General features: G+C 71.7%; 20 protein-coding genes and 1 riboswitch. Of the genes, 5 read left to right on the top strand and 15 right to left on the bottom strand.

Annotated features, from left to right (window positions below):
- Window positions 1–15: 15 nt before the first annotated feature.
- Together RZ84_RS14325 and RZ84_RS14330 are read left to right on the top strand one after the other, a co-directional pair.
- Window positions 16–798: an ABC transporter ATP-binding protein gene (locus RZ84_RS14325; RefSeq protein WP_043264647.1), complete on the top strand. Its 783-nt coding sequence runs from the start codon at window positions 16–18 to the stop codon at window positions 796–798.
- 54 nt (window positions 799–852) lie between these two features.
- Window positions 853–3405 (top strand): ABC transporter permease, encoded by a 2553-nt coding sequence (locus RZ84_RS14330; RefSeq protein ID WP_043264648.1) that lies wholly within the window; start codon window positions 853–855, stop codon window positions 3403–3405.
- A 199-nt stretch (window positions 3406–3604) separates the two neighbouring features.
- Here the strand turns inward: RZ84_RS14330 and RZ84_RS14335 are convergent, their stop codons facing one another.
- The 10 genes from RZ84_RS14335 to RZ84_RS14380 all read right to left on the bottom strand — a co-directional run bounded on the left by RZ84_RS14335 (window position 3605) and on the right by RZ84_RS14380 (window position 16047).
- Window positions 3605–4924 (bottom strand): SAM-dependent methyltransferase, encoded by a 1320-nt coding sequence (locus RZ84_RS14335; protein WP_043264649.1) that lies wholly within the window; start codon window positions 4922–4924, stop codon window positions 3605–3607.
- Between the two features lie 198 nt (window positions 4925–5122).
- Entirely contained in the window at window positions 5123–6511 is a 1389-nt protein-coding gene (locus tag RZ84_RS14340; RefSeq protein WP_043264650.1) for an NAD(P)/FAD-dependent oxidoreductase, read from the bottom strand.
- Between the two features lie 509 nt (window positions 6512–7020).
- Window positions 7021–7962: a Ppx/GppA phosphatase family protein gene (locus RZ84_RS14345; RefSeq protein WP_043264651.1), complete on the bottom strand. Its 942-nt coding sequence runs from the start codon at window positions 7960–7962 to the stop codon at window positions 7021–7023.
- The gene (locus RZ84_RS14350) at window positions 7959–8561 is read right to left on the bottom strand and encodes a DUF501 domain-containing protein (RefSeq protein WP_043264652.1); all 603 of its coding nucleotides are present in this window, start codon (window positions 8559–8561) and stop codon (window positions 7959–7961) included. The genes RZ84_RS14345 and RZ84_RS14350 overlap by 4 nt, the downstream gene beginning before the upstream one ends.
- 162 nt (window positions 8562–8723) lie before the next feature.
- Window positions 8724–9179, bottom strand: coding sequence for an FtsB family cell division protein (locus tag RZ84_RS14355; protein ID WP_043264653.1), 456 nt, complete (start codon window positions 9177–9179; stop codon window positions 8724–8726).
- Between the two features lie 230 nt (window positions 9180–9409).
- Window positions 9410–10690: a phosphopyruvate hydratase gene (gene eno, locus RZ84_RS14360; protein ID WP_043264654.1), complete on the bottom strand. Its 1281-nt coding sequence runs from the start codon at window positions 10688–10690 to the stop codon at window positions 9410–9412.
- Between the two features lie 368 nt (window positions 10691–11058).
- Window positions 11059–11730, bottom strand: a complete 672-nt coding sequence (locus RZ84_RS14365) for a transglycosylase family protein (protein WP_043264655.1) — start codon at window positions 11728–11730, stop codon at window positions 11059–11061.
- 7 nt (window positions 11731–11737) lie between these two features.
- Window positions 11738–11907, bottom strand: a riboswitch (cyclic di-AMP (ydaO/yuaA leader).
- Window positions 11908–12157: 250 nt separating this feature from the next.
- A complete protein-coding gene (locus RZ84_RS14370; RefSeq protein ID WP_052229940.1) occupies window positions 12158–13327 on the bottom strand; it encodes a transglycosylase family protein in 1170 nt (389 codons plus the stop codon).
- A gap of 296 nt (window positions 13328–13623) precedes the next feature.
- Window positions 13624–15015 carry a cytochrome P450 family protein gene (locus RZ84_RS14375; RefSeq protein WP_241777705.1) on the bottom strand — a complete coding sequence of 464 codons (1392 nt, stop codon included), beginning with the start codon at window positions 15013–15015 and terminating at the stop codon, window positions 13624–13626.
- Window positions 15016–15171: 156 nt separating this feature from the next.
- Window positions 15172–16047, bottom strand: coding sequence for a LysR family transcriptional regulator (locus tag RZ84_RS14380; protein ID WP_043264656.1), 876 nt, complete (start codon window positions 16045–16047; stop codon window positions 15172–15174).
- 147 nt (window positions 16048–16194) lie between these two features.
- Here RZ84_RS14380 and RZ84_RS14385 point away from each other — a divergent pair, with 147 nt between their 5' ends.
- On the top strand, window positions 16195–17430 hold the full coding sequence (locus RZ84_RS14385; RefSeq protein ID WP_052230484.1) for an MFS transporter: 1236 nt from the start codon (window positions 16195–16197) through the stop codon (window positions 17428–17430).
- Here the strand turns inward: RZ84_RS14385 and RZ84_RS14390 are convergent.
- Together RZ84_RS14390 and RZ84_RS14395 are read right to left on the bottom strand one after the other, a co-directional pair.
- Entirely contained in the window at window positions 17405–17629 is a 225-nt protein-coding gene (locus RZ84_RS14390; RefSeq protein ID WP_043264657.1) for a DUF397 domain-containing protein, read from the bottom strand. The two genes, RZ84_RS14385 and RZ84_RS14390, sit on opposite strands and share 26 nt — an antisense overlap.
- The gene (locus RZ84_RS14395) at window positions 17616–18440 is read right to left on the bottom strand and encodes a helix-turn-helix domain-containing protein (RefSeq protein WP_043264658.1); all 825 of its coding nucleotides are present in this window, start codon (window positions 18438–18440) and stop codon (window positions 17616–17618) included. The genes RZ84_RS14390 and RZ84_RS14395 overlap by 14 nt, the downstream gene beginning before the upstream one ends.
- A 175-nt stretch (window positions 18441–18615) precedes the next feature.
- On the opposite strand from RZ84_RS14395, the gene RZ84_RS14400 reads away from it, so the two are divergent.
- Entirely contained in the window at window positions 18616–18972 is a 357-nt protein-coding gene (locus RZ84_RS14400; protein ID WP_052230485.1) for a hypothetical protein, read from the top strand.
- Here RZ84_RS14400 and RZ84_RS14405 read toward each other — a convergent pair.
- The 3 genes from RZ84_RS14405 to RZ84_RS14415 all read right to left on the bottom strand — a co-directional run bounded on the left by RZ84_RS14405 (window position 18960) and on the right by RZ84_RS14415 (window position 22733).
- Window positions 18960–20930 (bottom strand): SEL1-like repeat protein, encoded by a 1971-nt coding sequence (locus tag RZ84_RS14405; RefSeq protein ID WP_198539988.1) that lies wholly within the window; start codon window positions 20928–20930, stop codon window positions 18960–18962. The two genes, RZ84_RS14400 and RZ84_RS14405, sit on opposite strands and share 13 nt — an antisense overlap.
- A 51-nt stretch (window positions 20931–20981) precedes the next feature.
- Window positions 20982–22025, bottom strand: coding sequence for a nucleoside triphosphate pyrophosphohydrolase (locus RZ84_RS14410; protein ID WP_043264659.1), 1044 nt, complete (start codon window positions 22023–22025; stop codon window positions 20982–20984).
- A gap of 66 nt (window positions 22026–22091) precedes the next feature.
- On the bottom strand, window positions 22092–22733 hold the full coding sequence (locus tag RZ84_RS14415; RefSeq protein WP_043264660.1) for a SurA N-terminal domain-containing protein: 642 nt from the start codon (window positions 22731–22733) through the stop codon (window positions 22092–22094).
- A 476-nt stretch (window positions 22734–23209) separates the two neighbouring features.
- Here RZ84_RS14415 and RZ84_RS14420 point away from each other — a divergent pair, with 476 nt between their 5' ends.
- On the top strand, window positions 23210–24682 hold the full coding sequence (locus RZ84_RS14420) for a DUF2079 domain-containing protein (RefSeq protein ID WP_043264661.1): 1473 nt from the start codon (window positions 23210–23212) through the stop codon (window positions 24680–24682).
- Window positions 24683–25084: the final 402 nt, after the last annotated feature.

Here is a 25084-nt window from a genome sequence, read left to right on the forward strand (position 1 = left end):
CAGGAGCCCCTTCCCGTGACCACCACCCACTCCGGCGTCAGCACCGCCGGCCGCAGCACCGCGGTGGCCGCCCGCGCCACGGATCTCACCAAGGTCTACGGACAGGGCGAGACCCAGGTGGTCGCCCTGGACGCGGTCTCGGTCGACTTCCGCCAGGCCCAGTTCACCGCGATCATGGGCCCCTCCGGGTCCGGCAAGTCGACGCTGATGCACTGCATGGCCGGTCTGGACTCCATCTCCGGCGGCTCCGCACGGATCGGCGACATCGAGCTGACCGGGCTCAAGGACAAGAAGCTCACCCAGCTGCGGCGCGACAAGATCGGCTTCGTCTTCCAGGCGTTCAACCTCCTTCCGACGCTGACCGCGCTGGAGAACATCACCCTGCCCATGGACATCGCGGGCCGTAAGCCGGACCGCGCCTGGCTGGACCGCGTCGTGGAGACCGTCGGCCTGTCCGGCCGCCTCAAGCACCGCCCCAGCCAGCTCTCCGGCGGCCAGCAGCAGCGCGTCGCGGTCGCCCGCGCGCTGGCCTCCCGGCCCGAGATCATCTTCGCCGACGAGCCCACCGGAAACCTCGACTCCCGCTCCGGCGCCGAGGTCCTGGGCTTCCTGCGCAACTCCGTGCGCGAGCTGGGCCAGACCGTGGTGATGGTGACCCACGACCCGGTCGCCGCGTCGTACGCCGACCGCGTCATATTCCTCGCCGACGGCCGGATCGTCGACGACATGCCCAACCCCAGCGCCGAGATGGTGCTGGAGCGGATGAAGGGCTTCGACGCCAAGGGCCGTACGAGCTGACCGACAGCAGCCGACTCCGCCACCCCGGACCTCTCCTCCAGGACTGACCCACTCATGTTCCGTACCGCCTTGCGCAATGTGCTCGCGCACAAGGCCCGGCTGCTGATGACCGTTCTCGCCGTGATGCTCGGCGTGGCCTTCGTCTCCGGCACCCTGGTCTTCACCTCGACCGTCTCCGACGCGTTCCAGTCCAGCTCCCAGAAGGGCTTCGACAACGTCGACGTCGCCATCCAGCGGCACTCCTCCGACCCCGCGGCCGGCGCCCCCGGTGCCAGCGGCGCACCCGGCGCGCCCTCCCCGCTCGACCAGAAGCTGCTCGACAAAACCGCCCGGCTGCCCGGCGCCGCCTCCGCCACCGGCACCGTCTCCGGCTTCACCGCCATCGCCGACAAGAGCGGCAAGCTGATCGGTGACGGCTTCACGACCCGCGGCAGCAACTACTTCCCCGGCAAGGACGGCAAGGACGCCCGCTATCCGATGCGGGACGGCGCCGCCCCCAAGGGCGCCGACCAGTTCGCGCTGGACGCCCACACCGCGGACCGGGCCGGCTACAAGGTCGGCGACACCGTCCGGATATCCGTCGACGGACCGGTCCGCGAGCAGAAGCTGACCGGCGTCTTCACCACCGACGACGGCACCGTCGCGGCCGGCGGCAGCCTCGCGCTGTTCGACACCGCCAGCGCCCAGAAGATGTTCGCGACGCCCGGCGAGTTCAGCGAGATCGACGTCAAGGCCGCACCGGGCACGTCCCAGACGGCCCTGAAGGACGCGGTCGAGAAGGTGCTGCCCAAGGAGGGCGCCGAGGCGACCACGGGCAAGCAACTCGCCGACGACCAGGCCAAGATGATCGCCCAGAGCATGGACGGCATGAAGACCGGCCTGCTGGCCTTCGCCGGTATCGCGCTCTTCGTCGGCGTCTTCATCATCGCCAACACCTTCACCATGCTGGTCGCCCAGCGCACCAAGGAGCTGGCGCTGCTGCGCGCGGTCGGCGCCAGCCGCCGCCAGGTGACCCGCTCGGTGCTGATCGAGGCGTCCGTGGTGGGCGCGGTGGCCGCGGTGACGGGCCTGGTGGCCGGTATCGGCATCGGCGCCGGACTGCGTGCGCTGATGAGCAGCACCGGTGCGAAGGTGCCGGACGGCCCGCTGGTGATCTCGCCGTCCACGATCCTCACGTCCCTGCTGGTCGGCATCATCGTCACGGTCCTGGCCGCCTGGCTGCCGGGCCGTCGGGCCGCGAAGATCCCGCCGGTCGCCGCGATGAACAGCGTGCACGCCACCGCCACCACCAAGTCCCTGGTGGTCCGGAACACCATCGGCGCACTGTTCGCCGGCGTCGGTACGGCCGCGGTCCTGGTCGCCACGGGTATGTCCGACGGCAAGGCGACCATGGCCGCCGGTGCCGCGCTGCTGCTGATCGGCGTGTTCATCCTGACGCCGCTGCTGTCCCGCCCGCTGATCGCCCTCGCGGCCCCCGTGCTGCGGATGTTCGGGATCTCCGGCGTCCTCGCCCGGCAGAACGCGGTCCGCAACCCGCGCCGGACCGCCGCCACGGCCTCCGCGCTGATGGTCGGGCTGACCCTGATCACCGGTCTGACGGTGATCGCGGGCAGCGTGCAGCAGGGCATCGACAAGATGGCCACCGCCTCCCTGAAGGCCGACTACGTGGTCTCCATGGCGAGCCGGACCCCGCTCTCCCCCGACGTGGCGAAGAAGATCGCCGGCCTGGACGAGGTCACCGCGTCCAGCCCGCTGCGCAACTCCCCGTCCCGAATAGGCACCGGCACCGAGTATCTGACCGGCGTCAACGGCAAGGACTTCGGCAAGCTCACCGCGCTCGACTTCACCTCGGGCTCCCTCGGCACCCTCGGCGGCGACCGTGCCGTCGTCGACGACGGCACGGCCAAGGAGAAAGGCTGGCACACCGGCTCCCGCTTCCCGGTGACCTTCGAGGACGGCAAGCAGGGCACGCTCACCGTCGCGGGCGTCTACCAGGGCAACGAGATGATCCACGGCATCATCCTCGACAACGCCACCCTCGCCCCGCACCAGAAGCACGCCACCGATATGCAGGTGATGGTCAAGACCAAGGACGGCGCGACCGCGGCGTCCAAGGACAAGCTGGTCACCGCGCTCGGCAAGAACCCGGCGATCACCGTCGCCGACAAGAAGGACGTCTCCAACGCCATCGCCCAGGTCTTCACCCTGATGCTGAACATGCTCTACGGCCTGCTGGCCATGGCCGTGATCGTCGCGGTGCTCGGCGTCATCAACACCCTGGCGATGTCGGTCTTCGAACGGGCGCAGGAGATCGGCATGCTGCGCGCCATCGGCCTGGACCGCCGTGGCATCAAGCGGATGGTGCGCCTGGAGTCGCTGGTGATCGCGCTCTTCGGCGGGGTGCTGGGCATCGGCCTGGGCGTGTTCTTCGGCTGGGCGGCCGGCGAGCTGATCGGCGGCTCGCTGCCGACGTACCAACTGGTGCTGCCCTGGGGCCGGATGGGCGTCTTCCTCGCCATGGCCGCGGTCGTGGGCGTGCTGGCCGCGCTCTGGCCGGCCCGCCGGGCGGCCCGGCTGAACATGCTCCAGGCGATCAAGGCCGAGTAGCCACGGCAGGTAGTCACAGCAGCGGGATCGCGGGGCCGCCGGCACGGCCCGGCGCACGATCCGATCCCGGAAGGGCCGGAGGGCCCCGGCACCACGGCATCCGTGGCACCGGGGCCCTCCGGCCTGTCCGAGGGGTCGGGGCCGGGGCCCGCCGCGCGGCCCCGCGGACGGCCCGGGGAGGTCGCGCGGCGCCCCCCTGTCAGCCCCGCCAGTCGCGCGCCCGCAGGCGCATCCCGGCGGCACCGGAGTCCGGCGTACGGACCGCCAGCACCTGGTTGACCCCTATGCGGTTCCGCTCGAACGACAGCGCCGACGCGGCCATGTAGAGCCGCCAGACCCGGGCCCGCCCGGGGGAGGTGAGGCGTACCGCCGCCGCCCAGTGCGCCTCCAGATTGGCGACCCACTGCCGCAGCGTCAGCGCGTAGTGCTCCCGGATCGCCTCCACGTCGCGCACCTCGAAGCCGGCCTCCTCCAGCTGGCCGACGGTCCGCCCGACCGGCGCCAGCTCGCCGTCCGGGAAGACATAGCGGTCGATGAACTCATCGACGTGGTACGCCTCCTCGTCGGCCAGCGGACGGCGGGCGATCTGGTGGTTGAGCAACCGACCGCCGGGCTTCAGCAGGGCGTACAGGGCGCTCGCGTACTCCGCGTACCGGGCCCGGCCGACGTGCTCGGCCATGCCGATCGAGGAGATCGCGTCGAACGGCTCGTCATGGATCTCGCGGTAGTCCTGCACCCGGATCTCGACCCGGTCGGCGAGCCCGGCATCGGCGATCCGCTTCCGGGCGTAGCCGGCCTGCTCCTCGGAGAGCGTGATGCCGACCGCCCGCACGCCGTACTCGCGGGCGGCGTGCAGCACCATCGAGCCCCAGCCGCAGCCCACGTCCAGCAGCCGCTGGCCCTCCTTGAGGCCGAGCTTGCGGCAGATCAGGTCGAGCTTGTCGCGCTGGGCGTCCTCCAGGGAGGCGGCGCCGCCTTCACCGGTCCCCCAGTACGCGCAGGAGTAGACCATCGACGGGCCCAGCACCAGCTCGTAGAAGTCGTTGCCGACGTCGTAGTGGTGGCTGATGGCCGCCTTGTCGCGCAGCAAGGTGTGCAGCGGGCCGCGGCGCGGCCGGGCCTCCTCGGCGGGCGGCGCGGGCGGGACCGGTGCGCCGGCCAGGGACAGCAGCTCCCGGGCGGCGGCGCGGATCTCGGGGCGGGCCAACGCCCGCAGGCCGGCGGCGCGCCGCGGCTTGGGGGCATTGGCGGGGCGCTCCCAGACCAGTTCGGCGAGCAGGTCGAGCGCCTCGTAGAGGTCGCCGTCGACGTCGATGTCGCCGGCCACCCAGGCGCGGGCCAGGCCCAACTCGCCCGGTTTGAAGAGCAGATGGCGCAGCGCGCGGCGGTTGCGGAGCACCAGCGCGGGTGCCCCCGGAGGGCCGGACTCGCTACGGTCCCAGGCGCGGATCCGCACCGGGAGCGGGGCTCCCAGCACCTTCTCGGCGAGCTTGGTGAGCCGTACCGCGGCGTCGGCCATGTCGCACACCTCCGTGTTGACGAGTCGGGCAAAGAAGTTTCACCCACCACGTAAACATCAAGTGGGCGCCCAGATAGTCCCGTTCGCCAGCAAGAGAACCGCAATACGTCCGGTTTCGGCCACACCGGACACGCCAAAGGGCGCCCGCCCCACGGATGGCGGACGCCCTTCGGGCTGGTCGGAGTACCGACCGGAGATTCAGGAAGCCTTGGCCTTCGGCTTGTCACCACCGGCCGCTGCGGCCGGGGCGGGCGCCGGCTTGGCCGCCTCGTAGAACTCCTCGCGGGGGTTCTCCATGGCGCCGAGCGAGACCACCTCACGCTTGAGGAACATGGCGAGGGTCCAGTCGGCGAAGACCCGGATCTTGCGGTTGAACGTCGGCATCGCCATGCCGTGGTACGCGCGGTGCATGTACCAGGCGAGACGGCCCTTGAGCTTGATCTTGGTCTTGCCCATGACGATCATCGCGACGCCCTTGTGCAGACCCAGACCGGCCACCGCGCCCTTGTTGGCGTGGCTGTACTCCTTCTGCGGGAAGCCGCGCATGCCGGACACGACGTTGTCGCCGAGGACCTTGGCCTGCCGCAGCGCGTGCTGCGCGTTCGGCGGGCACCAGGCGTTCTCGTTGCCGGCCTTGCGGCCGACCACGTCGGGGACCTGGGCGTTGTCGCCGGCCGCCCAGATGTAGTCGGTGCCCTGCACCTGGAGGGTGGCCGCGGTGTCGACGTGGCCGCGCGGGCCGAGCGGCAGGCCGAAGCGGGACAGCACCGGGTTCGGCTTGACGCCGGCGGTCCACACGATGGTGTTGGAGACCACCTCGAGGCCGTTGTCGAGGACGACATGGCCGTCGACGCAGGACTTCATGCTGGTCTTGAGGTAGACCTCGACGCCCCGGGACTCCAGGTGCTCCTTGCCGTAGGCGCCGAGCTTCGGACCGACCTCGGGAAGGATCTTGTCCGCGACGTCGACCAGCAGGAAGCGCATGTCCTCGCGCTTGACGTTCTTGTAGATCTTCGCGGCGTCGCGGGCCATGTCCTCGACCTCGCCGACGGTCTCCGCACCCGCGAAGCCGCCGCCGACGAAGACGAAGGTCAGCGCCTTGCGGCGGACCTCCTCGTCGGTCGTCGAGTCGGCCTTGTCCAACTGCTCCAGGACATGGTTGCGCAGGCCGATGGCCTCCTCCACGCCCTTCATGCCGATGCCGTTCTCGGCCAGCCCGGGGATCGGGAAGGTACGGGAGACCGCACCCATCGCGATGACCAGGTAGTCGAAGGGCAGCTCGTACGCCTCGCCGACCAGCGGCGCGACGGTGGCGACCTTGCGGTCCTGATCGATGGTGGTGACCCGGCCGGTGAGGACCTCCGCCGTGGGCAGCACGCGCCGCAGCGGAACCACGACGTGGCGGGGAGAGATGCTGCCGGCCGCAGCTTCAGGGAGGAAGGGCTGGTACGTCATGTACGAGCGCGGGTCGACGACCGTGACGGTCGCCTCGCCGTACCGCATCTTCTTCAGAATGCGGCGCGCCGCGTACAGGCCTACGTACCCACCGCCTACAACGAGGATCCTGGGACGCTCCGTGGTGCTCATGCAATCGAGTATCCACCCCCACATGGGGGGTCGCTCGTGAGCCCCTTCACAAGAATGTTGGGGGCGTCTGCTACACTCCGCCGGCTCCGTGACCGACGCCATAGCGAAGTCGGGGAACCACGGTGTAACGCGACACGTTGGAGACCCCCGTTGATCAGGGCTTGTCCCGTCGCACACCGCCGAACCACACCTCGTGTGCACACTCGCGTAACACAGCGGAGACACACCGCGGACCCGGCAATTCGCGGGCGGGAGGGTCCTAGGACCTTCGAATGAGGGTCGGACGGACGGATAGTTCGCCCATGAGGCGGGTTTTTCATGTGAAGGATTTCACGAACTTTCTTTCCGGCGGTCCGTCCGGAACCCCCGCGACCCGCCTGAAGGCCGCTCAGACGGCGGCTGATCCGCTCAAAATCCCACTCAGCGGGGGCGGTTGCCGTGCCGGGCGCCGCCCGGCGGCACCGGCCGCCGGGACGGTCCCCGGCACGGCGAAGAGGCCGGGGCGGGGGTCAGACCATGCTCCAGGCGATGCCGTCCAGAATGTCGTGCTCGCTGACCACGACCTCCTCGGCGCCGATGCGCTCCATGATCGACAGGAGGACGAGGGCGCCGGCGCCGATCACGTCGACCCGGCCGGGGTGCATGACCGGGCTGGCCGCGCGTTCGGCGTGGGTGGAGGCGAGCAGGTCCCCGGTGATCTCGCGGACCTTGGCGAGGGAGATCCGGGAGTGGTGGATGGCCGCGGAGTCGTAGTGGTCCAGGCCGAGGGCGATGGCGGCGACGGTGGTCACCGAGCCGGCCAGGCCGACCAGGGTGCCGGCCTCGCTCAGCGGGACGGTCTCCTCGGCGCGGTCCAGGGCCGCGGCGATGTCCGCCTTTATAGCGGTGATCTGGCCGGGGGCCGGCGGGTCGCTGATCTCCCCGCCGTGGACGAGATGGCGCTCGGTCATCCGGACGCAGCCGACGTCGACGGAGCGGGCCGCCCGTACGGAGCCGTCGCCGAGGACGAACTCGGTCGAGCCGCCGCCGATGTCCACGACCAGGTAGGGCGGTGCGATATCGGGGCGGCCGGTCAGTTCGCGGGTGGCGCCGGTGAAGGAGAACTCCGCCTCCTGGTCGCCGGTGATCACCTCGGGCTCGACGCCCAGGATGTCGACGACGCCGCGGACGAAGTCCTCGCGGTTCTCCGCGTCGCGGGAGGCGGAGGTGGCCACGAACCGGATCCGCTCGGCGCCCAGGCCCTTGATCACCGCGGCGTACTCGCGGCAGGCCGCGAAGGTGCGCTCCAGCGCCTCGGGGGCCAGCCGGCCGGTCCGGTCGACGTCCTGGCCGAGCCGGACGATCTGCATCCGGCGGTCCAGGTCCTTGAGTTCACCGGTGCCGGGGTCCAGGTCGGCGACCAGCAGCCGGATGGAGTTGGTACCGCAGTCGACGGCGGCGACCCGCTTCACTTGGCGTCTCCTTCGGGGGCGTCGGAGGTTTCCGAGGTGTACCGGGTCGCGGCGGCCGGGGACTGCGCGTCCTGCGGGGCGTCGGCGCACGGGGACACGCAGGGGCCCTTGCGCCACCACTCCGGGAGCATCGCCAGGGCCTCGTCGCCGAGCGGGTTGACGCCGGGCCCGGCCGCCAGCGAGTGGCCGACGAGCACGTGCAGGCACTTGACCCGGTCGGGCATGCCGCCCGCGCTCGGGAAGCCCTGGAGCACCTCGATCTCGTCCCGGCGCCGGATGTAGTCCTCGTGGGCCGCGCGGTAGGCGGCGGCCAGCTCCGGGTCGGCGGCCAGCCGCTCGGTCATCTCCTTCATCACGCCGTTCGCCTCCAACGTGCCGATCGCGGAGGCCGCGCGCGGGCAGGTGAGGTAGTAGAGCGTGGGGAAGGGCGTGCCGTCCTCCAGGCGCGGTGCGGTCTCCACGACGTCCGGCTGCCCGCAGGGGCAGCGGTGCGCGATGGCGCGCAGGCCGCGCGGCGGGCGGCCGAGCTGCTCCTTGAAGGCGGCGATGTCCGCGGCGGTGGGCTCGGTGGGCTCGGTCTGGGGCGGAGGCGTTTCCATGGGCGCTTTCGGTGAGGGCGGCGGGTTCTGGTCCGGCCGCGGCAGTGCCGGACGGGGCGGCGGACCGCCCCGCGGGGCCGGCCGGCCGCCGGGCTCGGTGCGTACCGCCGCGGGGGCGTGCGGGTGGGGCCGTGCGGACGGTCCCGGTGTCGACAGTACGGGCTACCGCTGGTCCGCGGCGTCGACACCGTCCCACAGCTTCTCGTACCAGGGCTGCTGCGAGGCCGCCGACCCCTTCGGTGCCGGGCGTACGCCGGAGCCGTCCTGGACGATGTAGCCGGTCTCGCCCGGCATGACGTAGTGCAGATGCCGGCGGGCCTGCTGCCGGACGTACTCCGGATCCTGCCAGCGGTCCTTCTCGTCGCGCAGCCGGTTCAGCTCGGCGCCGGCGTCCTGGGCCTTGCGGCGCTGCTCGGCGATGTCCGAACGCTGGGAGATGTACTGCCTTATCGGGTACGCGAGGGCGACGACCAGGGAGCACATCACCAGCGCCAGCAGGGCGGCGCGGCCGGTGAGGCGATTGCGCCGCGGGCGCCGCTTGGCGCGGTAGACGCGGGCGGCGGCCTGTTCGCCGAGCGCCTTGAGCCGGGTCGCGGTGGAGAACCGGTCCGCGGGCACGTGGCCTCGCCTCCCCTTCAGATTCCGTCGTGCCGCCGTGTCGCCACAACGACGTACGTCCCCGGCAACGGTACGGGACCGGTGCCGGGGACGCTTCGCTTCGCTCCGCCTTTGCTCCTTTATTGAGTCCTTGGGGGCAAAGCCCGGAAGTGCCGCGGCTGGGGTCGTCAGCCCCGGCGGTGTCGTTCCGTCAGCCCGTGAGGCGGGGGACCGCCGGGCGTTTCAGGGCGTCAGCCCTTGAAACGCGGGAAGGCGCTGCGGCCCGCGTAGACCGCGGCGTCGTCGAGGATCTCCTCGATGCGCAGCAGCTGGTTGTACTTGGCGACGCGCTCGGAGCGGGCCGGGGCGCCGGTCTTGATCTGGCCGCAGTTGGTGGCGACGGCGAGGTCGGCGATGGTGACGTCCTCGGTCTCGCCGGAGCGGTGCGACATCATGCACTTGAAGCCGTTGCGCTGGGCCAGCTCGACGGCGTCCAGGGTCTCGGTCAGCGAGCCGATCTGGTTGACCTTCACCAGCAGGGCGTTGGCGGAGCCCTCCTCGATGCCGCGGGCCAGGCGCTCCGGGTTGGTGACGAACAGGTCGTCGCCGACCAGCTGCACCTTGGCGCCGAGCTTGTCGGTGATGACCTTCCAGCCGGCCCAGTCGTCCTCGAACAGCGGGTCCTCGATGGAGACCAGCGGGTAGGCCGCCACCAGCTCCTCGTAGTACTCGGTCATCTCGGCGGCCGAGCGGTCCTTGCCCTCGAACCGGTACTTGCCGTCCTTGTAGAACTCCGAGGCGGCGACGTCCAGGGCCAGCGCGATGTCCTGGCCGGGGGCGTAGCCGGCCTGCTTGATGGCCTCCAGGATGAGGTCCAGGGCCTCGCGGTTGGAGCCGAGGTTGGGGGCGAAGCCGCCCTCGTCGCCGAGGCCGGTGGACAGGCCGCGCTCCTTGAGGACCTTCTTGAGGGTGTGGTAGACCTCCGCGCCCCAGCGCAGCGCCTCGGAGAAGGACTCCGCGCCGATCGGGGCGATCATGAACTCCTGGATGTCCACGTTGGAGTCGGCGTGCGAGCCGCCGTTCAGGATGTTCATCATCGGGACCGGCAGGATGTGCGCGTTCGGGCCGCCCAGGTAGCGGAACAGCGGCAGGTCGCTGGCCTCGGCGGCGGCGTGCGCGACGGCGAGGGAGACGCCGAGGATGGCGTTGGCGCCGAGCGAGCCCTTGTTGTCGGTGGCGTCCAGGTCGAACATCGCCTGGTCGATCAGCCGCTGCTCGGTCGCGTCGTAGCCGACGAGCTCCGGGCCGATCTGCTCGATGACGGCGAGGACGGCCTTCTCCACGCCCTTGCCCAGGTAGCGGTTGGGGTCACCGTCGCGGAGCTCGATGGCCTCGAAGGCGCCGGTCGAGGCACCGGACGGCACGGCGGCACGCCCGGTGCTGCCGTCGTCGAGGCCGACCTCGACCTCGACCGTGGGATTACCTCGCGAGTCGAGAATTTCGCGGGCTACGACGACGTCGATGGACGGCACGTTGTCTCCTTCATGGGTGTCTGGAGTTCTGCAGCATGAGCCTAACGGCCCCGGACGGATCCGCTCGCCCTCGGCCCGCTCCATGGGACGGAAAAACCCAACAAGCAGGGCAAAGGCCCAGTTCACGGGAGGTTCAGGCACATTGTTCGCTGAGCGGGGAAAGCGGTGGAAGCCGGCCGTCGGCCGGGCGGCGCGACGCCACGGACGCGGCGCCATGACGTCATGACGTGGTGACGTCATGGAGAAGCCCCGCCGCGGCGCGCTCGGGGGAAGTACGCGCCGGGGCGGGGCAGGCTCGGACGGCCGGTCCGGACCGGGTCCGGCTCACGTTCGGCTCGGGCTCAGGAGGCCGGGCCGGCCGAAGCGGCTCAGACGCTGAGCTTCTGGCCCGGGAAGATCAGGTTCGGGTTGCCGCCGACGACCGACTTGTTGGCCGCGTAGAGCGACTTCCAGTCGGTGCCGTGCGCCTTGGCGATCTTCGCGAGGGTGTCGCCGGGCTTCACGGTGTAGGTCTCACCGGAGCGGTGCGAGGGCTGCGGGGCCGACTCGGCCTTCTCGCGGACCGGGGCGGACTTCTTGGTGGTGCCCTCGGTCTTCTTGTGGGTCTCGGTGGTGCCCTGGCTCTTCTTGGCGGTGGAGCCGGACGGGTCGACGTTGGCGGCCGGGCCACCAGCGGTCAGGTTGCCGGCGCCGGCGCAGGACCAGGCACCCGGGCCCTGGATGGCGAGCAGCTTCTCGGCGACGGCGATCTGCTGGGCCTTGGTGGCCAGGTCGGCGCGGGCCGCGTACTTGGTGCCACCGGCGGCGGCCCAGCTGGAGTTCGAGAACTGGAGGCCACCGTAGTAGCCGTTACCGGTGTTGATCGACCAGTTGCCGCCGGACTCGCACTGGGCGACCTTGTCCCAGGTGGCGACCGAGGCCGCGGAGGCGGAGGTGGCGCCCATCAGCGGGACGGCGACGGCGGCACCGGCGACACCGGCCAGGGTGGCGACGCGGACGGCCTTGGAGCTGCGGCGGTGCTTGCCCTTGTTGATCAGCATCGTGTGTTCGTTTCCTCACCGACGCCTGCGAGGTGAGCTGTCGGGTTCGGGCCATGTGAGTTGCCCGGCCGTGTGTGCTGCACACATGGCTTCACCCCAAGCCGGCTGACCCGCTTTCACGGGCGGGGCCGGCGCTTACCTTGGGTCCCCCGCTCCTGCCTTCGGCGCTTGCGCGACGGTTACCTCCGACCGCCGGCAGGATTCGGCGTGCGATCGAAGAACTCGCTTTGGCGAGCGGTCATGACCGTAAGCAGTAATCCGCTTGGTGTTCAAACCCCATGTTCTGAACCAAGTTGACCGTTTTTGATCATCAGGGGTGGCATTTCCGCAGGTCGGCACCGGTATGGCAGCGGGGGGCGGGACCGGACCCGCCCCCCGCAACGAGAGCCTTGTCTCACTTTGAAGAAAACGGACGAACCGGCGGTAACTAGCCTTCTCCGTGCCCGAGATCGAGCAGCTGACCAGGCTGAATCAGGTCCGCGTCGGCTCCGACGACGTCCTTGTTGCGCTCGTAGAGCGCGGGCCAGCCGCCGCGCAGGTCATGGCTCCCGGCGATCGCTGACAGGGTGTCACCGCGACGTACGAGGTAGCGGTCGGCACCCGCGGGGGGCGTGTCGTGCGCGTCACCGCCGCGGGAGGCGTGGCCGCCCGGGGAGCGGGTGGGGTCGTCGCCCCGGTCGCCACCCCGGTCCTCGCCCGGGCCCGCACCGGGGCCGTTGCCGCCGGGCTTGCCGTTGCCCTTGCCCTTGCCGTCGTCCCCACGACTGTCCCCGATGCCGTCTCCGGCACCGTCCCCGCTGCCGCGCCTGCCGTTGCCCTTGTCATCACCCTTGCCGTCGCCCTTGTGCTCGCCGTCGTCCGGGGCGCCGCGGTGCTTGCCCCGGCCGGGCGGCGCGGACGGGGTCGACCGGTCGCCGCCGGGCGACGGGGAGGCGGTGCCGGACGGTGACGGGGAGGCGGAGCCGGACGGCGAGGGGGTCGGGGTCGGGGTTGCCGACGGGCCGGTGGGGTCGGTGGAGCCGCTGGGATTGGTGGGATCGGTGGGGTGGTCGGACGGCGTGCCCTGGTTGCCCGGGTTGCCCGGGTTGCCTTGGCCGTCGCGGTTGCCCTGGTCGCCCTGGCCGCCGGGGTCCGTCGGCCCAGGGGCGTCGGGTCCGGGGGCCGTACCGGACGGTCCAGCGGTGCCCGAGTCGCCGTCCGACCCGTCGGAGGGGTCGGTGGTGTGGGAGGGCGACGGGCGCGGGGAGGGCTTGGTGGTGCTGCCGGGGTCGACGTCCGGCGTCCGGCCGCCCTTGGTGAGGCCGGCGCTCGCCGCACAGCCGGAGAAGGCGTCCAGGCCGCGGTCGTCGAGTATGGCCTGGGCCACGGCGATCTGCTGGGCGCGGCTGGCGAGGTCGGGGCGGGCGGCGTAGGCCGCGCCGCCGTAGCCGTCCCACATCTCCTGGGTGAGCTGGAGGCCGCCGTAGAAGCCGTTGCCCGCGTTCGCGCTCCACACCCCGGCGCTCTCGCACTGGGCGACCTTGTCCCAGGTGGCGGTGTCGGCGGCGTGTGCGCCGCCGGCGCTGAGCAGGGGCAGGGCGAGGCCCGCGCCGGTCACTCCTGCCGTGACAAAGATGGCCGGTGCTTGACGGGGGCGACGGTGCCGGCCGTTCCCGGAACGCATGCGGTTGCCTTTCGCGCGGCGGTTGAGTTGTCGGATCGGCGCCACAGCGGCCCCGGCCGGTCCGCCGGGTCTGCCGTCGGTCCGGCCGCCGGTCGAACAGTTCGACCGCGATCGTCCGTGGAAAGGTAGCCGGGGTCACGGGTAGTCACAAGTCGGTGTAGTGGAGATCACGCATAGGTCACGTAGCTGACGTCATGTCAGATGTGGCTGGGTCCGGCGGTCTTCGCCGGTCAGCGGGGGTGCGGTGTGAACTCCACCGGGAGGGACCGCAGTCCGCGCATGATGAGCCCGCCACGCCAGCGCAAATCATCCGGTTCCACCGCAAGCCGGATGTCCGGGAGTCGGGTCAGCAGGGTGGCGAGCGCGGTCTGCCCTTCGAGGCGGGCCAGCGGCGCGCCGAGGCAGTAGTGGATGCCGTGCCCGTATCCCAGGTGCGGGTTGTCACGCCGGGTGAGGTCGAGGACGTCCGGCTCGGTGAACCGCGCCGGGTCGCGGTCGGCGGCGGCCAGCACCACGAGCACCGGGTCCCCCTCGGCGATCCGCTGCCCGCCCAGCGTCAGCTCCCGGGTCGCGAACCGCCAGGTGGCCAGCTCCACGGGACCGTCGAAGCGCAGCAGCTCCTCGATGCCGGTGGCGAGAAGTTCGGTGTCGCCGGCCGCCATCGACTTCTGGAGCAGCTCGCGCTGGGCGGGGTGGCGCAGCAGCGCGTAGGTGCCGTTGCCGATGAGGTTGACGGTGGTCTCGAAACCGGCGAAGAGCAGGATGAAGGCCATCGCCGCGGCCTCGTTCTCGGTGAGGTGCTCGCCGTGGTCGGAGGCGCGGATCAGGCCGGAGATCAGGTCCTCGTCCGGGGCGGGCGTCGCGCCCAGGCCCGCCCGCTTGCTGTGGATCAGCTCGGCCAGGTACGCGCGCATCTTCTTCACCGAGCGGGCGACGCCGCCGCGCGGCCCCCCGCCGTGGCCGGCTTTTATGTGTCGCAGCATCATGCCCGCCCAGTCGCGGAAGTCGTCCTGGTCCTCGGGCGGGACGCCGAGCAGGTCGCAGATCGCGTAGATCGGCAGCGGGAACGCGAACTCGTGGATCAGGTCCGCACTCCCCCGTGCCGCGAAGCCGTCGATCAGGCGGTCCGTCAACTCCTGTACGCGCGGTGCGAATTCGGCGACCCGGCGGGGGGTGAACGCCTTCGAGACCAGGCGGCGCAGCCGGGTGTGGTCCGGCGGGTCGATGTTCAGCAGATGCGTCATCAGGTTCGCGCTGCGCTCACCGGGGATGCCGATCTTGCCCTTGCCGTGGGCCGCCTCGGAGTGGTGCACCGGGTTCTTGGACAGCCGCGCGTCGGCGAGCGCCTGCCGGGCGTCCGCGTAGCGGGTGACCAGCCACGCCTCGACGCCGCTGGGCAGCGCCGTCCGGTGCACCGGGGCGTGCTCCCGCAGCCAGGCGTAGGCCGGGTACGGGTCGGCGGCGAACTCCCAGGTGAAGAGGTCGGGGGTGGGACCGGGGGTCGGACCGGGGACGGCCACGGGGCAACCGGTGGGCGGGCCGCCCACCGGGCGGGCGTCGGGCCGGCTCTCCGGACAGGCATCGGGCCCGGTTTCCGGGCGGGCGTCGGACATCTGCTGCACATATCGACCGTAACCGGTGACGCACCCGCCCCACTCCGCCCGCACGTCACACCCGTGGCCCGCCCCCACGGCTCACCCGCGGCTCATCCCTAACCCACGGCTCACCCGTCACCCGCGGCTCATCCCGTCACCGGGACTCACCCCGTCACCCGGGGCTCACCCCGTCTCCACGCCCAGCCCCGTCAGGAACGCCGCCGCGGCCGGCGACGGTCCCAGGCCGCTCCACACCACCCGCTCGGTGCGCTCCGGCGCCGGCCGCACCCGCACGATGCGCAGCCCGGTCAGCTTCCGGGCGAACGCCTCCGGCACCATGCCCACGCCGAGCCCGGCCCGGACCAGCTTCGCCAGGAACTCCACGGTGGTCACCTCGAACGCCACCTCCGACGTCAGCCCCGCCACCCGGAACGCCTCCTCGCGCTGACGGCGGGCCGCCGAGCCCTCGGCGTAGTCGACGAAGGTCTCGCGCGCCACCCGCGCCAGCGTCGTCCACTCCCGCCCGGCCAGCGGATGCTCCGGCGGCACCACCGCGACCAGCTCCCCGTGCGCCAGCACCTTCTCCCGCACGCCGACCGTGCGCGCCCCGGGCACCAGCCCGACGAACGCCACGTCCAGCACGCCCGCCCGCACCCGCTCGATCAGCAGATCGCTCATGTCCATCTGGAGGCTGATCCGCACCTTCGGGTACTTCGTACGGAACGCACCCAGCTCACGGGCGAGATCGACCGCCTCGACGGTGGAGATCGCCCCCACCGCCAGCCGCCCGCGCACCTCGCCGGTCGCCGCCTCCACCTCGGCGCGGGCCCGCTCGGCCGCCTGGAGCGCCTGCCGGGCGACCGGAACGAACGCTTCCCCGGCGGCGGTCAGCCGCACGCTCCGGCTCGTCCGGTCGAAGAGCCGGGCCCCCAGCTCCTTCTCCAGCCTGGCGACCTGATGGCTGAGCGCGGACTGCACCACATGACAGCGCTCCGCGGCCCGGGTGAACCCACCGGTCTCGGCGACCGCGACGACGTACCGCATCTGCTGGAGCTCCATGCGCGCGATGGTAGGCGCGCGACCACCGGCACCCGCCGCGCGCCCGTCCGTCGCGATACGAGATCGACGATCAATCGCTGTACGAGATCGATGCGATGAAAACTATGTGTTGGACCGATGGATGGCGCGGCCCCGAGGCTGGACGCCATGAGAACCATCACGCCGCAGCAGACCGCACCGGACACGCACACACCACCGCCCCGCCTGGGGCGCGGCACCCTGCTGCTCATGTCCGCCGCCGCCGGACTGTCCGTCGCCGGCAACTACTTCGCCCAGCCCCTCCTGGACGTCATAGGCCACGACCTCCACCTCTCCGCCGGCACCGCCGCCCTGGTCGTCACCGTCGCCCAGACCGGCTACGGAATCGGCCTGCTGCTCCTCGTCCCCCTCGGCGACCTCCTGGAACGCCGCCGGCTCGCGGTCGTCCTCTGCGCCCTGACCGCCGCCTTCCTGACCGTGACGGCGAGCGCCCCGAACGGCGCGCTGCTGCTGGCCGGCACCGCCCTGACCGGTCTGGCCTCGGTCGCCGCCCAGGTCGTCATGCCGTACGCGGCGACGCTGGCCGCTCCCGAGGAACGCGGCCGGACCATCGGCACCGTGATGACCGGCCTGCTGCTCGGCATCCTGCTGGCCCGTACGGCGGCCGGGCTGCTCGCCCAACTCGGCGGCTGGCGCACCGTTTACTGGGTCAACGCCGCCCTGATGCTGCTGATGGCCGTCCTGCTGCGGCTCCGCCTGCCCGCCCTCCGCACCACCGCCGGGCTGCGCTACCCCGCCCTGCTCCGCTCAACTCTGGCCCTGTTCGCGCAGGAACCGATGCTGCGCCGGCGGGCGGCGCTCGGCGCCCTGTCCTTCGCGGGCTTCAGTGTCCTGTGGACCGCGATGGCGTTCCTGCTGTCGGGACCCGCGTACGGCTGGCAGGAGTCCACGATCGGGCTGCTGGGGCTGGTCGGCGCGGCCGGTTCGCTCGCCGCCTCGGTCGCCGGGCGCCTCGCGGACCGCGGACTGGTCCACCGGGTCACCGGCGTCTGCGCGTTCCTGCTCCTCGGCTCCTGGGGGCTCCTCGCGGCCGGCGGCGCGGGCGGCGGCTGGTCGCTGGCGGCGCTGCTGGCCGGGGTGATCGTGCTGGACCTCGCCGCCCAAGGGGTGCACGTCAGCAACCAGAACCTGGTGTACGGGGTACGCCCCGAGGCGCGCAACCGCCTCAACTCGGCCTACATGACCAGCTACTTCGTGGGCGGCGCGGTGGGGTCGGCGCTGACCTCGGTGGTGTGGAGCCGCGGCGGCTGGAACGGCGTCTGTGCGCTGGGGGCGGGGCTGGCGGTGGCCCTGGCGGGGGTTTGGACGGTGGAGCGGCTCAGGCGGAGAACTCTCCGTGCCTGACGGCCGAGACGAAGGCTGACCAGCTTTCGGAGGGGAAGATCAGCGCGGGGCCGGTGGGGCGCTTGCTGTCGCGTACGGGGACTTGGGCGTGGCCGCGGGCTACTTCTAGGCAATCGGCTTGACTGCCGCCGCTGTGGCTGGACTTGTACCAGTCGGTGAGTGTGGACGAGTCGGTGACGGTGTGCTCACTGCTGACCATGTGCGTGTTCCTCCGCTGCCGCTCTGACGAGGTCCAGTGACTCCTTTCGCGACAAGGCGTCGCTCAAGGCCAGAGAGTAGGCCGTCTGACAGGCGTTCACCAACGACGGATCATCCATCAGACGCCCGGTCTCGAAAGCGTCGACATACGCTACCGGGGCGGAGCCCTCGAAGCTCATCAGTGTGAGCAGACTCTCCATGAGCGGGTGTGCACCGACGCGGTACGGAAGGACGTGCAGTCGAATCCGTCGCGACTCGGCCAAATCGACGATCTTGTACAGCTGTTCCGCCATGACCTGAGGCCCACCGACCGCGCGTCGCAGCACGGCCTCGTCGAGAAGCGTCCAGACGACCGGAGCCGATGGTCCGTCGAGAATCCGGGCACGCTCTGTTCGGATGAAAACTTCCCTGTCAAGTTCCTCGTCTGTGGGGTTGGGGCGATAGGCGGCGAACACAGCCCGCGCGTAGCCGGGCGTCTGGAACAGGCCGGGAACCAGCGAGAGCGCGAACTGCTGGATCAGCGTTGCCTGTCGCTCCAGTTCGGCCGCGGCAGCGAAGCGAGGGTCGTACTTGCTCTCCAGATCCTCCAGCCACCGGCCGAAGAACCCGTCCGTCCCCAGCGCCCGGTCGATCCGCTGCGCGTCATCCGGCTTCGGAAGCCGCCTACCCGCCTCGAAATGGCTGATCAGCGTCGGCGAGCACACCACGAGCTCACTCAGCGCCTCCTGCGTCAGGCCGGCCGCGATGCGCCGGATCCTCAGCTCCTCGCCGTACTTCTCCCGGGGCGTACGTGGCCGGTGTTCCCTCTGCATGGCTGAACTCCCCTGCTTGACGGCTGCGTTGTCGGGCTCGACCCACTAGCAGCGTAGCCAGCACAGGCCCGACTCTGTGAGGGAACGACCACACAGCGTGAAGAAACGCAGAACCCTCGCGACCGGGGTGCACCGGCCCGAGGGCGTGGCCACCAACCCCACGGAGGTTGACGACATGACCGACCCTAATCGACGGCTCATGGACGGCGGGCGGCTTCTGCCATGGACCAGTCCGGAAGGGAAGCCGTGCTATCTCCTCGCGAGCGACGGGGCCGGATACGTCTCCCGCATGGCCGACCGGGTCGAGGCGGCGCAGCTCGACTCGGCGGCCGAACTCATCGAGGAGGCCGGTCGCGTCCTTCGCACTCGGACGTGGACGCCAGGTGAAATCCACCTACTCGCGGCCGACTTGACCACATCGCTCGCCAATGTGCGCCGGGTGGCGGTGAGTCGGGGCGACCGGTTGCCCGTGGCCCCGTACGACGACACGGACGGCGACGACGACGGTCGCAGAGCGGATCACTTGCTCTGATCGGGCACGGGGTGGCCCAGGGCCGCGGCCTTGCGGTACCAGGCCGCGGCTTCAGCCTCGTCACCGTCCTTCTTGTGCAGCTCGGCGAGGCGGAACGCACCGTAGGCGTCGCCCATTTCGTACCCCTTGAGGTACCAGTCCCTGGCCCCTTCGGCACCGTTATGCGTTTCGAGGAGTACTCCGAGATTGGTGGCGTGCATCGCACGGCCCTCGTCGGCGCCGTCCCGGAAGTTCTCCGCCGCATCGCCCACGGACTCCGAGCGCGTGGAGTGGTGCTTGAGCACCTCGGCGGCCCACGCATCGCCCGCGTCCATAGCCCGTCGCAGCCATACCCTGGCGGACTCCTGCTCGTTCCACAACAGGTTCGCGGCAGCCACGCCTGCCGCGACCGGCGCGTACCCGGCACGCTCCGCCTCTAGATAGCTGTCGATGGCGCCGTCTTCATCGCGCCTGCCGAACAACAGATCGCCGAGTATGTACGCCGCCTCCGCGCTGCCGCCTTTCCGCCCCACCGTCAACCAGTGCTCGGCCCGCGCCCGCAGCAGCTTCCCCAGCAGTGTCGCCGCCTCCGCGTCTCCGGCCTCGGCAGCGCTCTCCAAGTACGGCTCGGCGGCCTTGCCGTCGCCCCGCTCGGCGAGCATCCAGCCGAGCCGCCCCGCCGACTGTGTCTGCCCGGTTTCTGCGGCCCGCCGGAACCACTGCTCAGCCTCGGCCTCCTCCCCCAGTGATTCCGAGAGGACGCCGAGGTTGTGCAGGGCGGAGCTGTCCCCCGCCTCCGCGGCGCGCTCAAACGCGGCGCGCGCTTCCGCTGCGACCTCCCCGTAGTCGTACGCCTCGTCTGTCCGGGCCGCCTCCAAGGCACAGCCCCACACTTGGCCGTCCACGGCGGGCAGTTCGTCGCGCCGGGCCGCCGTCTCGACGAGGAACGGCGCGGCCCGCCAGGTGTCGCCCGTGACGCGGTCGAGCAGCCGCAGCAGCCCGTGGCGGCGCTCGACCGCCCAGGCACGGGCGTCCTCGATCGACTCGCGGTCCATCCCGGTCACGTCCGCATAGCCCTCGTGGACCTTGAGGAGGAGGTCCATGGGGAGGGGGCCGGTGAGCCCGCAGCGGGCGAGGTCCAGGGCGGCGCGGACCAGGGCGTGGCCGCGCGGGTGCCGGTCGGCGCGGCGGGCGCGCCACCACTCGTCCCAGAGGAGGGGGGAGAGGGTGAGGTAGGCGGGGGCGCCTTCGGGGCCGCTGGACGCGACCGCGTCGAGCAGCCGGGGGTCGGCCGTGTGTTCCGCCGTCGTGGCGAGCCGTTGCCGTTCCGCCGGGCTCCACTCCCGCCCCAACTCGACGGTGTGCGCGAGGTCGAGGACACGGCCGCGCGGCTCGTTGCGGCACGCGTCGTACGCGTCCTCGCGCATCGTCGCGATCACGACGACCCGCAGCGCGGTCAACTGGGCCAGCAGACGCGGCTCCAGCCCGCCGTCGCCGTCACCGAGATACCCGTCCAGGTCGTCGAGCCAGAGGACGTAGCGGTCCGGGCGGCCCTGCAACAGGGCCGGCAGTCCGCGCAGATCCGTGCCTCGTGCCGGCGCGAACGTCCGGAAGTCCGCGAGCTCTCCGGCCATCGCCTCCAGCGCGCTGCGCGACTTGCCGGTGAACGGTTCACCGAGCAGCAGCATCAGACCACCGCGCAAACGGGCCTGCGTGACCGTGGAGTTCAGCTCGGTATCGCGGTCGCGGATGACGTAGGGAGGCAAGGGCGGATACCCGCCCACGCGGTGGGTGGGGCGCACGCCCAGCGCGATGGGGTCCACGTCCCCGGCCAAGGGCCAGCCCGCTGGGTCAGGAATGGCCCCGGGGAAGCCGCCCGGGTGCAGGGTCACCGCGCCGATGGTTTCGGCCTGCACCACGCTGCCCAGGCTGCCACCGGAGATGACGTTCTCCGACCGCCGTGGCTGCTCATTTTCCACCCGCGCCCCCTCATCTACCGCTCCCCCAACGGTACTTAACCAACGCGCCCTTCAGCGGCTTTCGGCCGCCACCACCGCATCCCGATACGTCCGGGCCGCCGCCCGGAGTGCGGCCTCCGGGTCGACGCCCTCGGACTCGGCGCGGACGGCGAGGGAGAGCAGTTCGTAGCCGATGCCCGGGCCCGAGGGGGTCGGGACGTTCAGGCCCGCGGTGCGGACCCGGGAGGCGAGCTTGGCCGCCAGGGCGAGGCCGGGCTGGGCGAGCGGGATGCCCTCGGTGACGGACTCGCGCTGCTTCTCCTCGGCCTTGGTGCGGAGCCAGTGGGCCTTGACGTCCTCGGGGGTCTGGGCGGTCTCGGCGCCGAAGACGTGCGGGTGGCGGCGGAGCAGCTTCTCGACGATGGTGCCGGCCACGTCGTCGACCGAGAACGGCTCGTCGGGGTCGTCCTGGGCGATCCGGGCGTGGAAGACGACCTGGAGGAGCACATCGCCCAGTTCCTCGCGCAGCGCCTCGCGGTCGCCCTCCTCGATGGCCTCGACCAGCTCGTACGCCTCCTCGATGGCGTACTTGGCCAGGTCGCGGTGGGTGCGGATGCCGCTCCAGGGGCACTCGGCGCGGATCTGGTCCATGACCTGGACGAGGTCGAGCAGCCGGGCGCCGGGGAGGTCGTAGGAACCAGGGAGCAGTTCCAGGTCGGGCATGGTCTCGCGGCCGGATCCGGCGAGCCGGGCCAGGCCGTCGGTCAGCGCGCTCTCGCCGTCGGCGGAGGTGATGACCACGGCCGTACGGGCGCCGGATGGGGGGACCTCCCGTGCCGTTGAGGCTACGGGGGAGCAGTAGTCGACCAGTTCGCGGGCGGTGGGGGCGGCGATCTCGACAGTGACGCCGGCCTCCCGTAGGTAGGGCAGCTGCGGATGGTCCGGGTCGGCGCAGAGCACCCGCTCGGCGGCCCGCACGATCTGCCACGCGGGCCAGGACAGCAGTCCGGGGGCGACCCGGTGGCTGGTCGTGAGCAGGACCAGGCGGCCGGTGCCGGCGCCCTGGGGGTGGGGCTCGGCGCCGGCGTCGGCGGCGGAGGTGGCGTCAGCGTTCACGCTTCGAACGTAACGCAAGGGGGTGACAGAGACGCCGGTGCCCGCCCCCTCCCCAGGGGGCAGGCGCTAGACCTGCTGCTGTTGTGGCGCCGCCGGGATGATCCACGGGTCCTTGGTCTCGCCGAGGATGACCTGCTGGTCGTCCCACTTGCCGAACCGCGGATTGACGTCGACCCCCATCGCCCGGGATGTCGTGGACAGCACCTGGGCGAGCTTCTGCTGGCCCTGCGGAAGGTTGCGGTCCGCGCCGAGGTGCCGGGCCAGACCGTCCATCAGCAGCTGGTTGCGGACCATCGCATCGATCTCGTCGGGCGCGATGCCCTGCTGGAGCCACATCAGCTTCAGGCGCTCCGCGCCGCCGGAGTGCTGCTCCGCCGTCGTCCGCCACCGCTGGATCTCGGCGCGGGTGACCGTCACCCCGGCGTCCTTCGCGGCCCGCGCCAGCACCTCGTCGAAGATCATGCCGTTGAGGGTGGCCAGGCTGAGCCGCCCGGTGTTCGTGACCAGCTGCTCGCCCTGCGGGGACTTGGCCTGCGCGGCGCGGATGTCCTTCACCCTGGACTGGAGCTGCGCGACGGTGATCCGCTTTCCGTCGACGATGGCGGCGGCACCGGGATGCGCGTCGGTGCCGCAGGCGGCGAGCAGCGGGGTCGCGGCCAGCAGAGCGGCGGCGGCGGAAACGGAGAGCGCTGTCCTACGGCGGAACACTTGGCCTCCCGGCAGATCGTGCGACGACGGAACGGACGGAGACTCGACCTCGAGGGTCGATGCTATGGAGTCGGCGTGGCTCAGGGCCACTGCTTCGGCCAACGATCCGCGCGGGGGCTCGGTTCTCCGGGTGGGGCCGGGCGCGACCGCCGCCGAGGCGCCGCCCCCTGGCACACACCTCCCTGACGCGGACCGATCCGCCCGCGGTCCCGATCCGCCCCGGTCCCGGCCCGTCCGCGGGAACGGACCGGCGCGCCCCGACGTCTGAGTCACCGACGCGCGGCGAGGGGGAGCGGCGCGGAGGTCGTGCGGTGGCCGGGCCACGGAGCGGCGGACGGCGCGGTCCGCTCCACTGTTCCCACGCGTGGCAATGGCGATCCGGGACAGGTGAACAGGACGCGGACCGCCCGGCAGCCCCCGGACCACCCCATACATCCATTCGAGTAAGTTTTCGGAAAGCGAGAGTGAGGACCCCCATGGACACGGCCGCAGCACCGGCGGCGGGCGACCGCATCGGCCCGGCGCGCGGCACCGCCACTCCGGCCACCGCGTCCCCGGCCCGTCCGAGCGCGGCCCGGCTGGCCGCCCTCCGGGCGCCGCGCCTCGACCCGTACTGGATCGCCGGGCTGTGCTTCCTCGCGTTCGCCACGCTCTCGTACTGCCGCTTCCGCTCCCTGTCCGACGTGTCCTGGGACCTGGGCATCTTCGAGCAGGCGATACGGGGCTACGCCCACCTCGGGGCGCCGATCGTCGACCTCAAGGGACCCGACACCAACATCCTCGGCGACCACTTCAGCCCCATCCTGGTCCTGCTCGCCCCCATCTACCGCCTCCTCCCCTCACCGCTGACCCTGCTCACCGCGCAGGCCGCGCTGTTCGCGCTGTCCGCGGTGCCGGTGACCCGCGCCGCCGCCCGCCACCTCGGCCGCCGGCCGGGCCTGGCCATCGGCGCCGCCTACGGCCTGTCCTGGGGCATACAGAAAGCCGTCGACTTCGACTTCCACGAGATAGCGTTCGCGATGCCGATGATCGCCTTCGCCCTCGAAGCGGTGCTGCGCGGCCGTTGGAACGCGGCGGTGTTGTGGGCCGCGCCGCTGGTACTGGTCAAGGAGGACCTGGGCGTCACCGCCGCCGCCATCGGCGCGCTGGCACTGCTCCGCACCCGGCGCGCGAGCCCGCTGCCCATCGCACTGGTCGCGTTCGGCATCACCGCCACCGCCATCACCCTCGGCCTGATCATCCCCGGCTTCAACGGCTCCGGCTCCTACGACTACTGGAGCAAACTCGGCCCGCACGGCGGCGCCTCCCCCGCCGTCCCGGTCGACGTCGCGCTCCGCACCGTGCTGTGGGTGCTGCTCCCCACCACCGGGCTGCTCGCCCTCCGCTCCCCGCTCCTCCTGGTCGCGCTGCCGACGCTCGGCTGGCGCTTCCTCTCCCACGACCCGCACTACTGGGGCATCGACTGGCACTACAACGCCGTCCTGATGCCCGTCGTCTTCCTCGCCCTGGTCGACGCCCTGCCGCGCGCCCGCGCCTCCGCCCGCCCGTGGCTGCGCTCGTACGCACACCATCTGCCGGCCGCCGTACTGGCCGCCGCGCTGGCGCTGACCACCAGCCTCCCGCTGGCCCGGCTGACCGAGGCCGCCACCTACCGCAAGCCCCCGGGCGTGGCCGCCGCCGAGCGGCTGCTCGACCGGATACCGGACGGCGCGACCGTGGAGTCCGACGTCCGCCCGATCAGCCACCTCACCGGCCGCGCCCGCGTCTACTGGACCGGCGACACGGGCGGTCTGGCGCCCGACTACGTCGCCACCGAGCTGCACGACAACCACACGCCCGAACAGGCCCTGGCCGAAGTGGCCGCGCGGCACCCGAAGTCCACCTACGTCCCGCTGGGCACGGCCGCGGACATCGTCGTCCTCAAGCGAACGTCCGCGCCGGTGCGCTGACGGTATCGCCCCCACGTTGTCGGATTACCCGCCGTGGGGGTTGCCGCCGTTCTCCGCCTTCGGCGGAGGGGGGGGTGGGCGGGGGGGCTCGGTGTGTGGTGGGTGGCGGGGTCGGTCCTCCGGGGGTGGGTTTCCGGACTGCTTCGCTTTACGCTCCGCTTCGCTCCGCCTTTGCTCTTGTTCGGGCCTTCGGAAGCAAAGCCCGGAAACCCACCCCCTCCGGCCCGCCCCCTCCCGCCAGAGACGCGCGCCCCCGCCCGGTGGGGGAACGGTTTCCGGGCCGTCGTGGTGAACCCCCCGACCAGAAGCGCGGGTTGGGCGTGAGCACCCAGGGCCGCTCCCTCTTCCCCCAGGGGTGGGGACCCACGAGTCCGGCGGGAGGGTGTGGGGCCGGAGGGGTGG

Source organism: Streptomyces sp. CT34 (assembly GCF_000805335.1).
Classification (GTDB): Bacteria; Actinomycetota; Actinomycetes; order Streptomycetales; family Streptomycetaceae; genus Streptomyces.

Excerpts from the sequence above, each read along its gene's own strand:
- RZ84_RS14330 (WP_043264648.1), top strand. The coding sequence starts at position 853 with ATGTTCCGTACCGCCTTGCGCAATGTGCTCGCGCACAAGGCCCGGCTG.
- RZ84_RS14335 (WP_043264649.1), bottom strand. The coding sequence starts at position 4,924 with ATGGCCGACGCCGCGGTACGGCTCACCAAGCTCGCCGAGAAGGTGCTG.
- RZ84_RS14340 (WP_043264650.1), bottom strand. The coding sequence starts at position 6,511 with ATGAGCACCACGGAGCGTCCCAGGATCCTCGTTGTAGGCGGTGGGTAC.
- RZ84_RS14350 (WP_043264652.1), bottom strand. The coding sequence starts at position 8,561 with ATGGAAACGCCTCCGCCCCAGACCGAGCCCACCGAGCCCACCGCCGCG.
- RZ84_RS14365 (WP_043264655.1), bottom strand. The coding sequence starts at position 11,730 with ATGCTGATCAACAAGGGCAAGCACCGCCGCAGCTCCAAGGCCGTCCGC.
- RZ84_RS14380 (WP_043264656.1), bottom strand. The coding sequence starts at position 16,047 with ATGGAGCTCCAGCAGATGCGGTACGTCGTCGCGGTCGCCGAGACCGGT.
- RZ84_RS14385 (WP_052230484.1), top strand. The coding sequence starts at position 16,195 with ATGAGAACCATCACGCCGCAGCAGACCGCACCGGACACGCACACACCA.
- RZ84_RS14390 (WP_043264657.1), bottom strand. The coding sequence starts at position 17,629 with ATGGTCAGCAGTGAGCACACCGTCACCGACTCGTCCACACTCACCGAC.
- RZ84_RS14395 (WP_043264658.1), bottom strand. The coding sequence starts at position 18,440 with ATGCAGAGGGAACACCGGCCACGTACGCCCCGGGAGAAGTACGGCGAG.
- RZ84_RS14400 (WP_052230485.1), top strand. The coding sequence starts at position 18,616 with ATGACCGACCCTAATCGACGGCTCATGGACGGCGGGCGGCTTCTGCCA.
- RZ84_RS14420 (WP_043264661.1), top strand. The coding sequence starts at position 23,210 with ATGGACACGGCCGCAGCACCGGCGGCGGGCGACCGCATCGGCCCGGCG.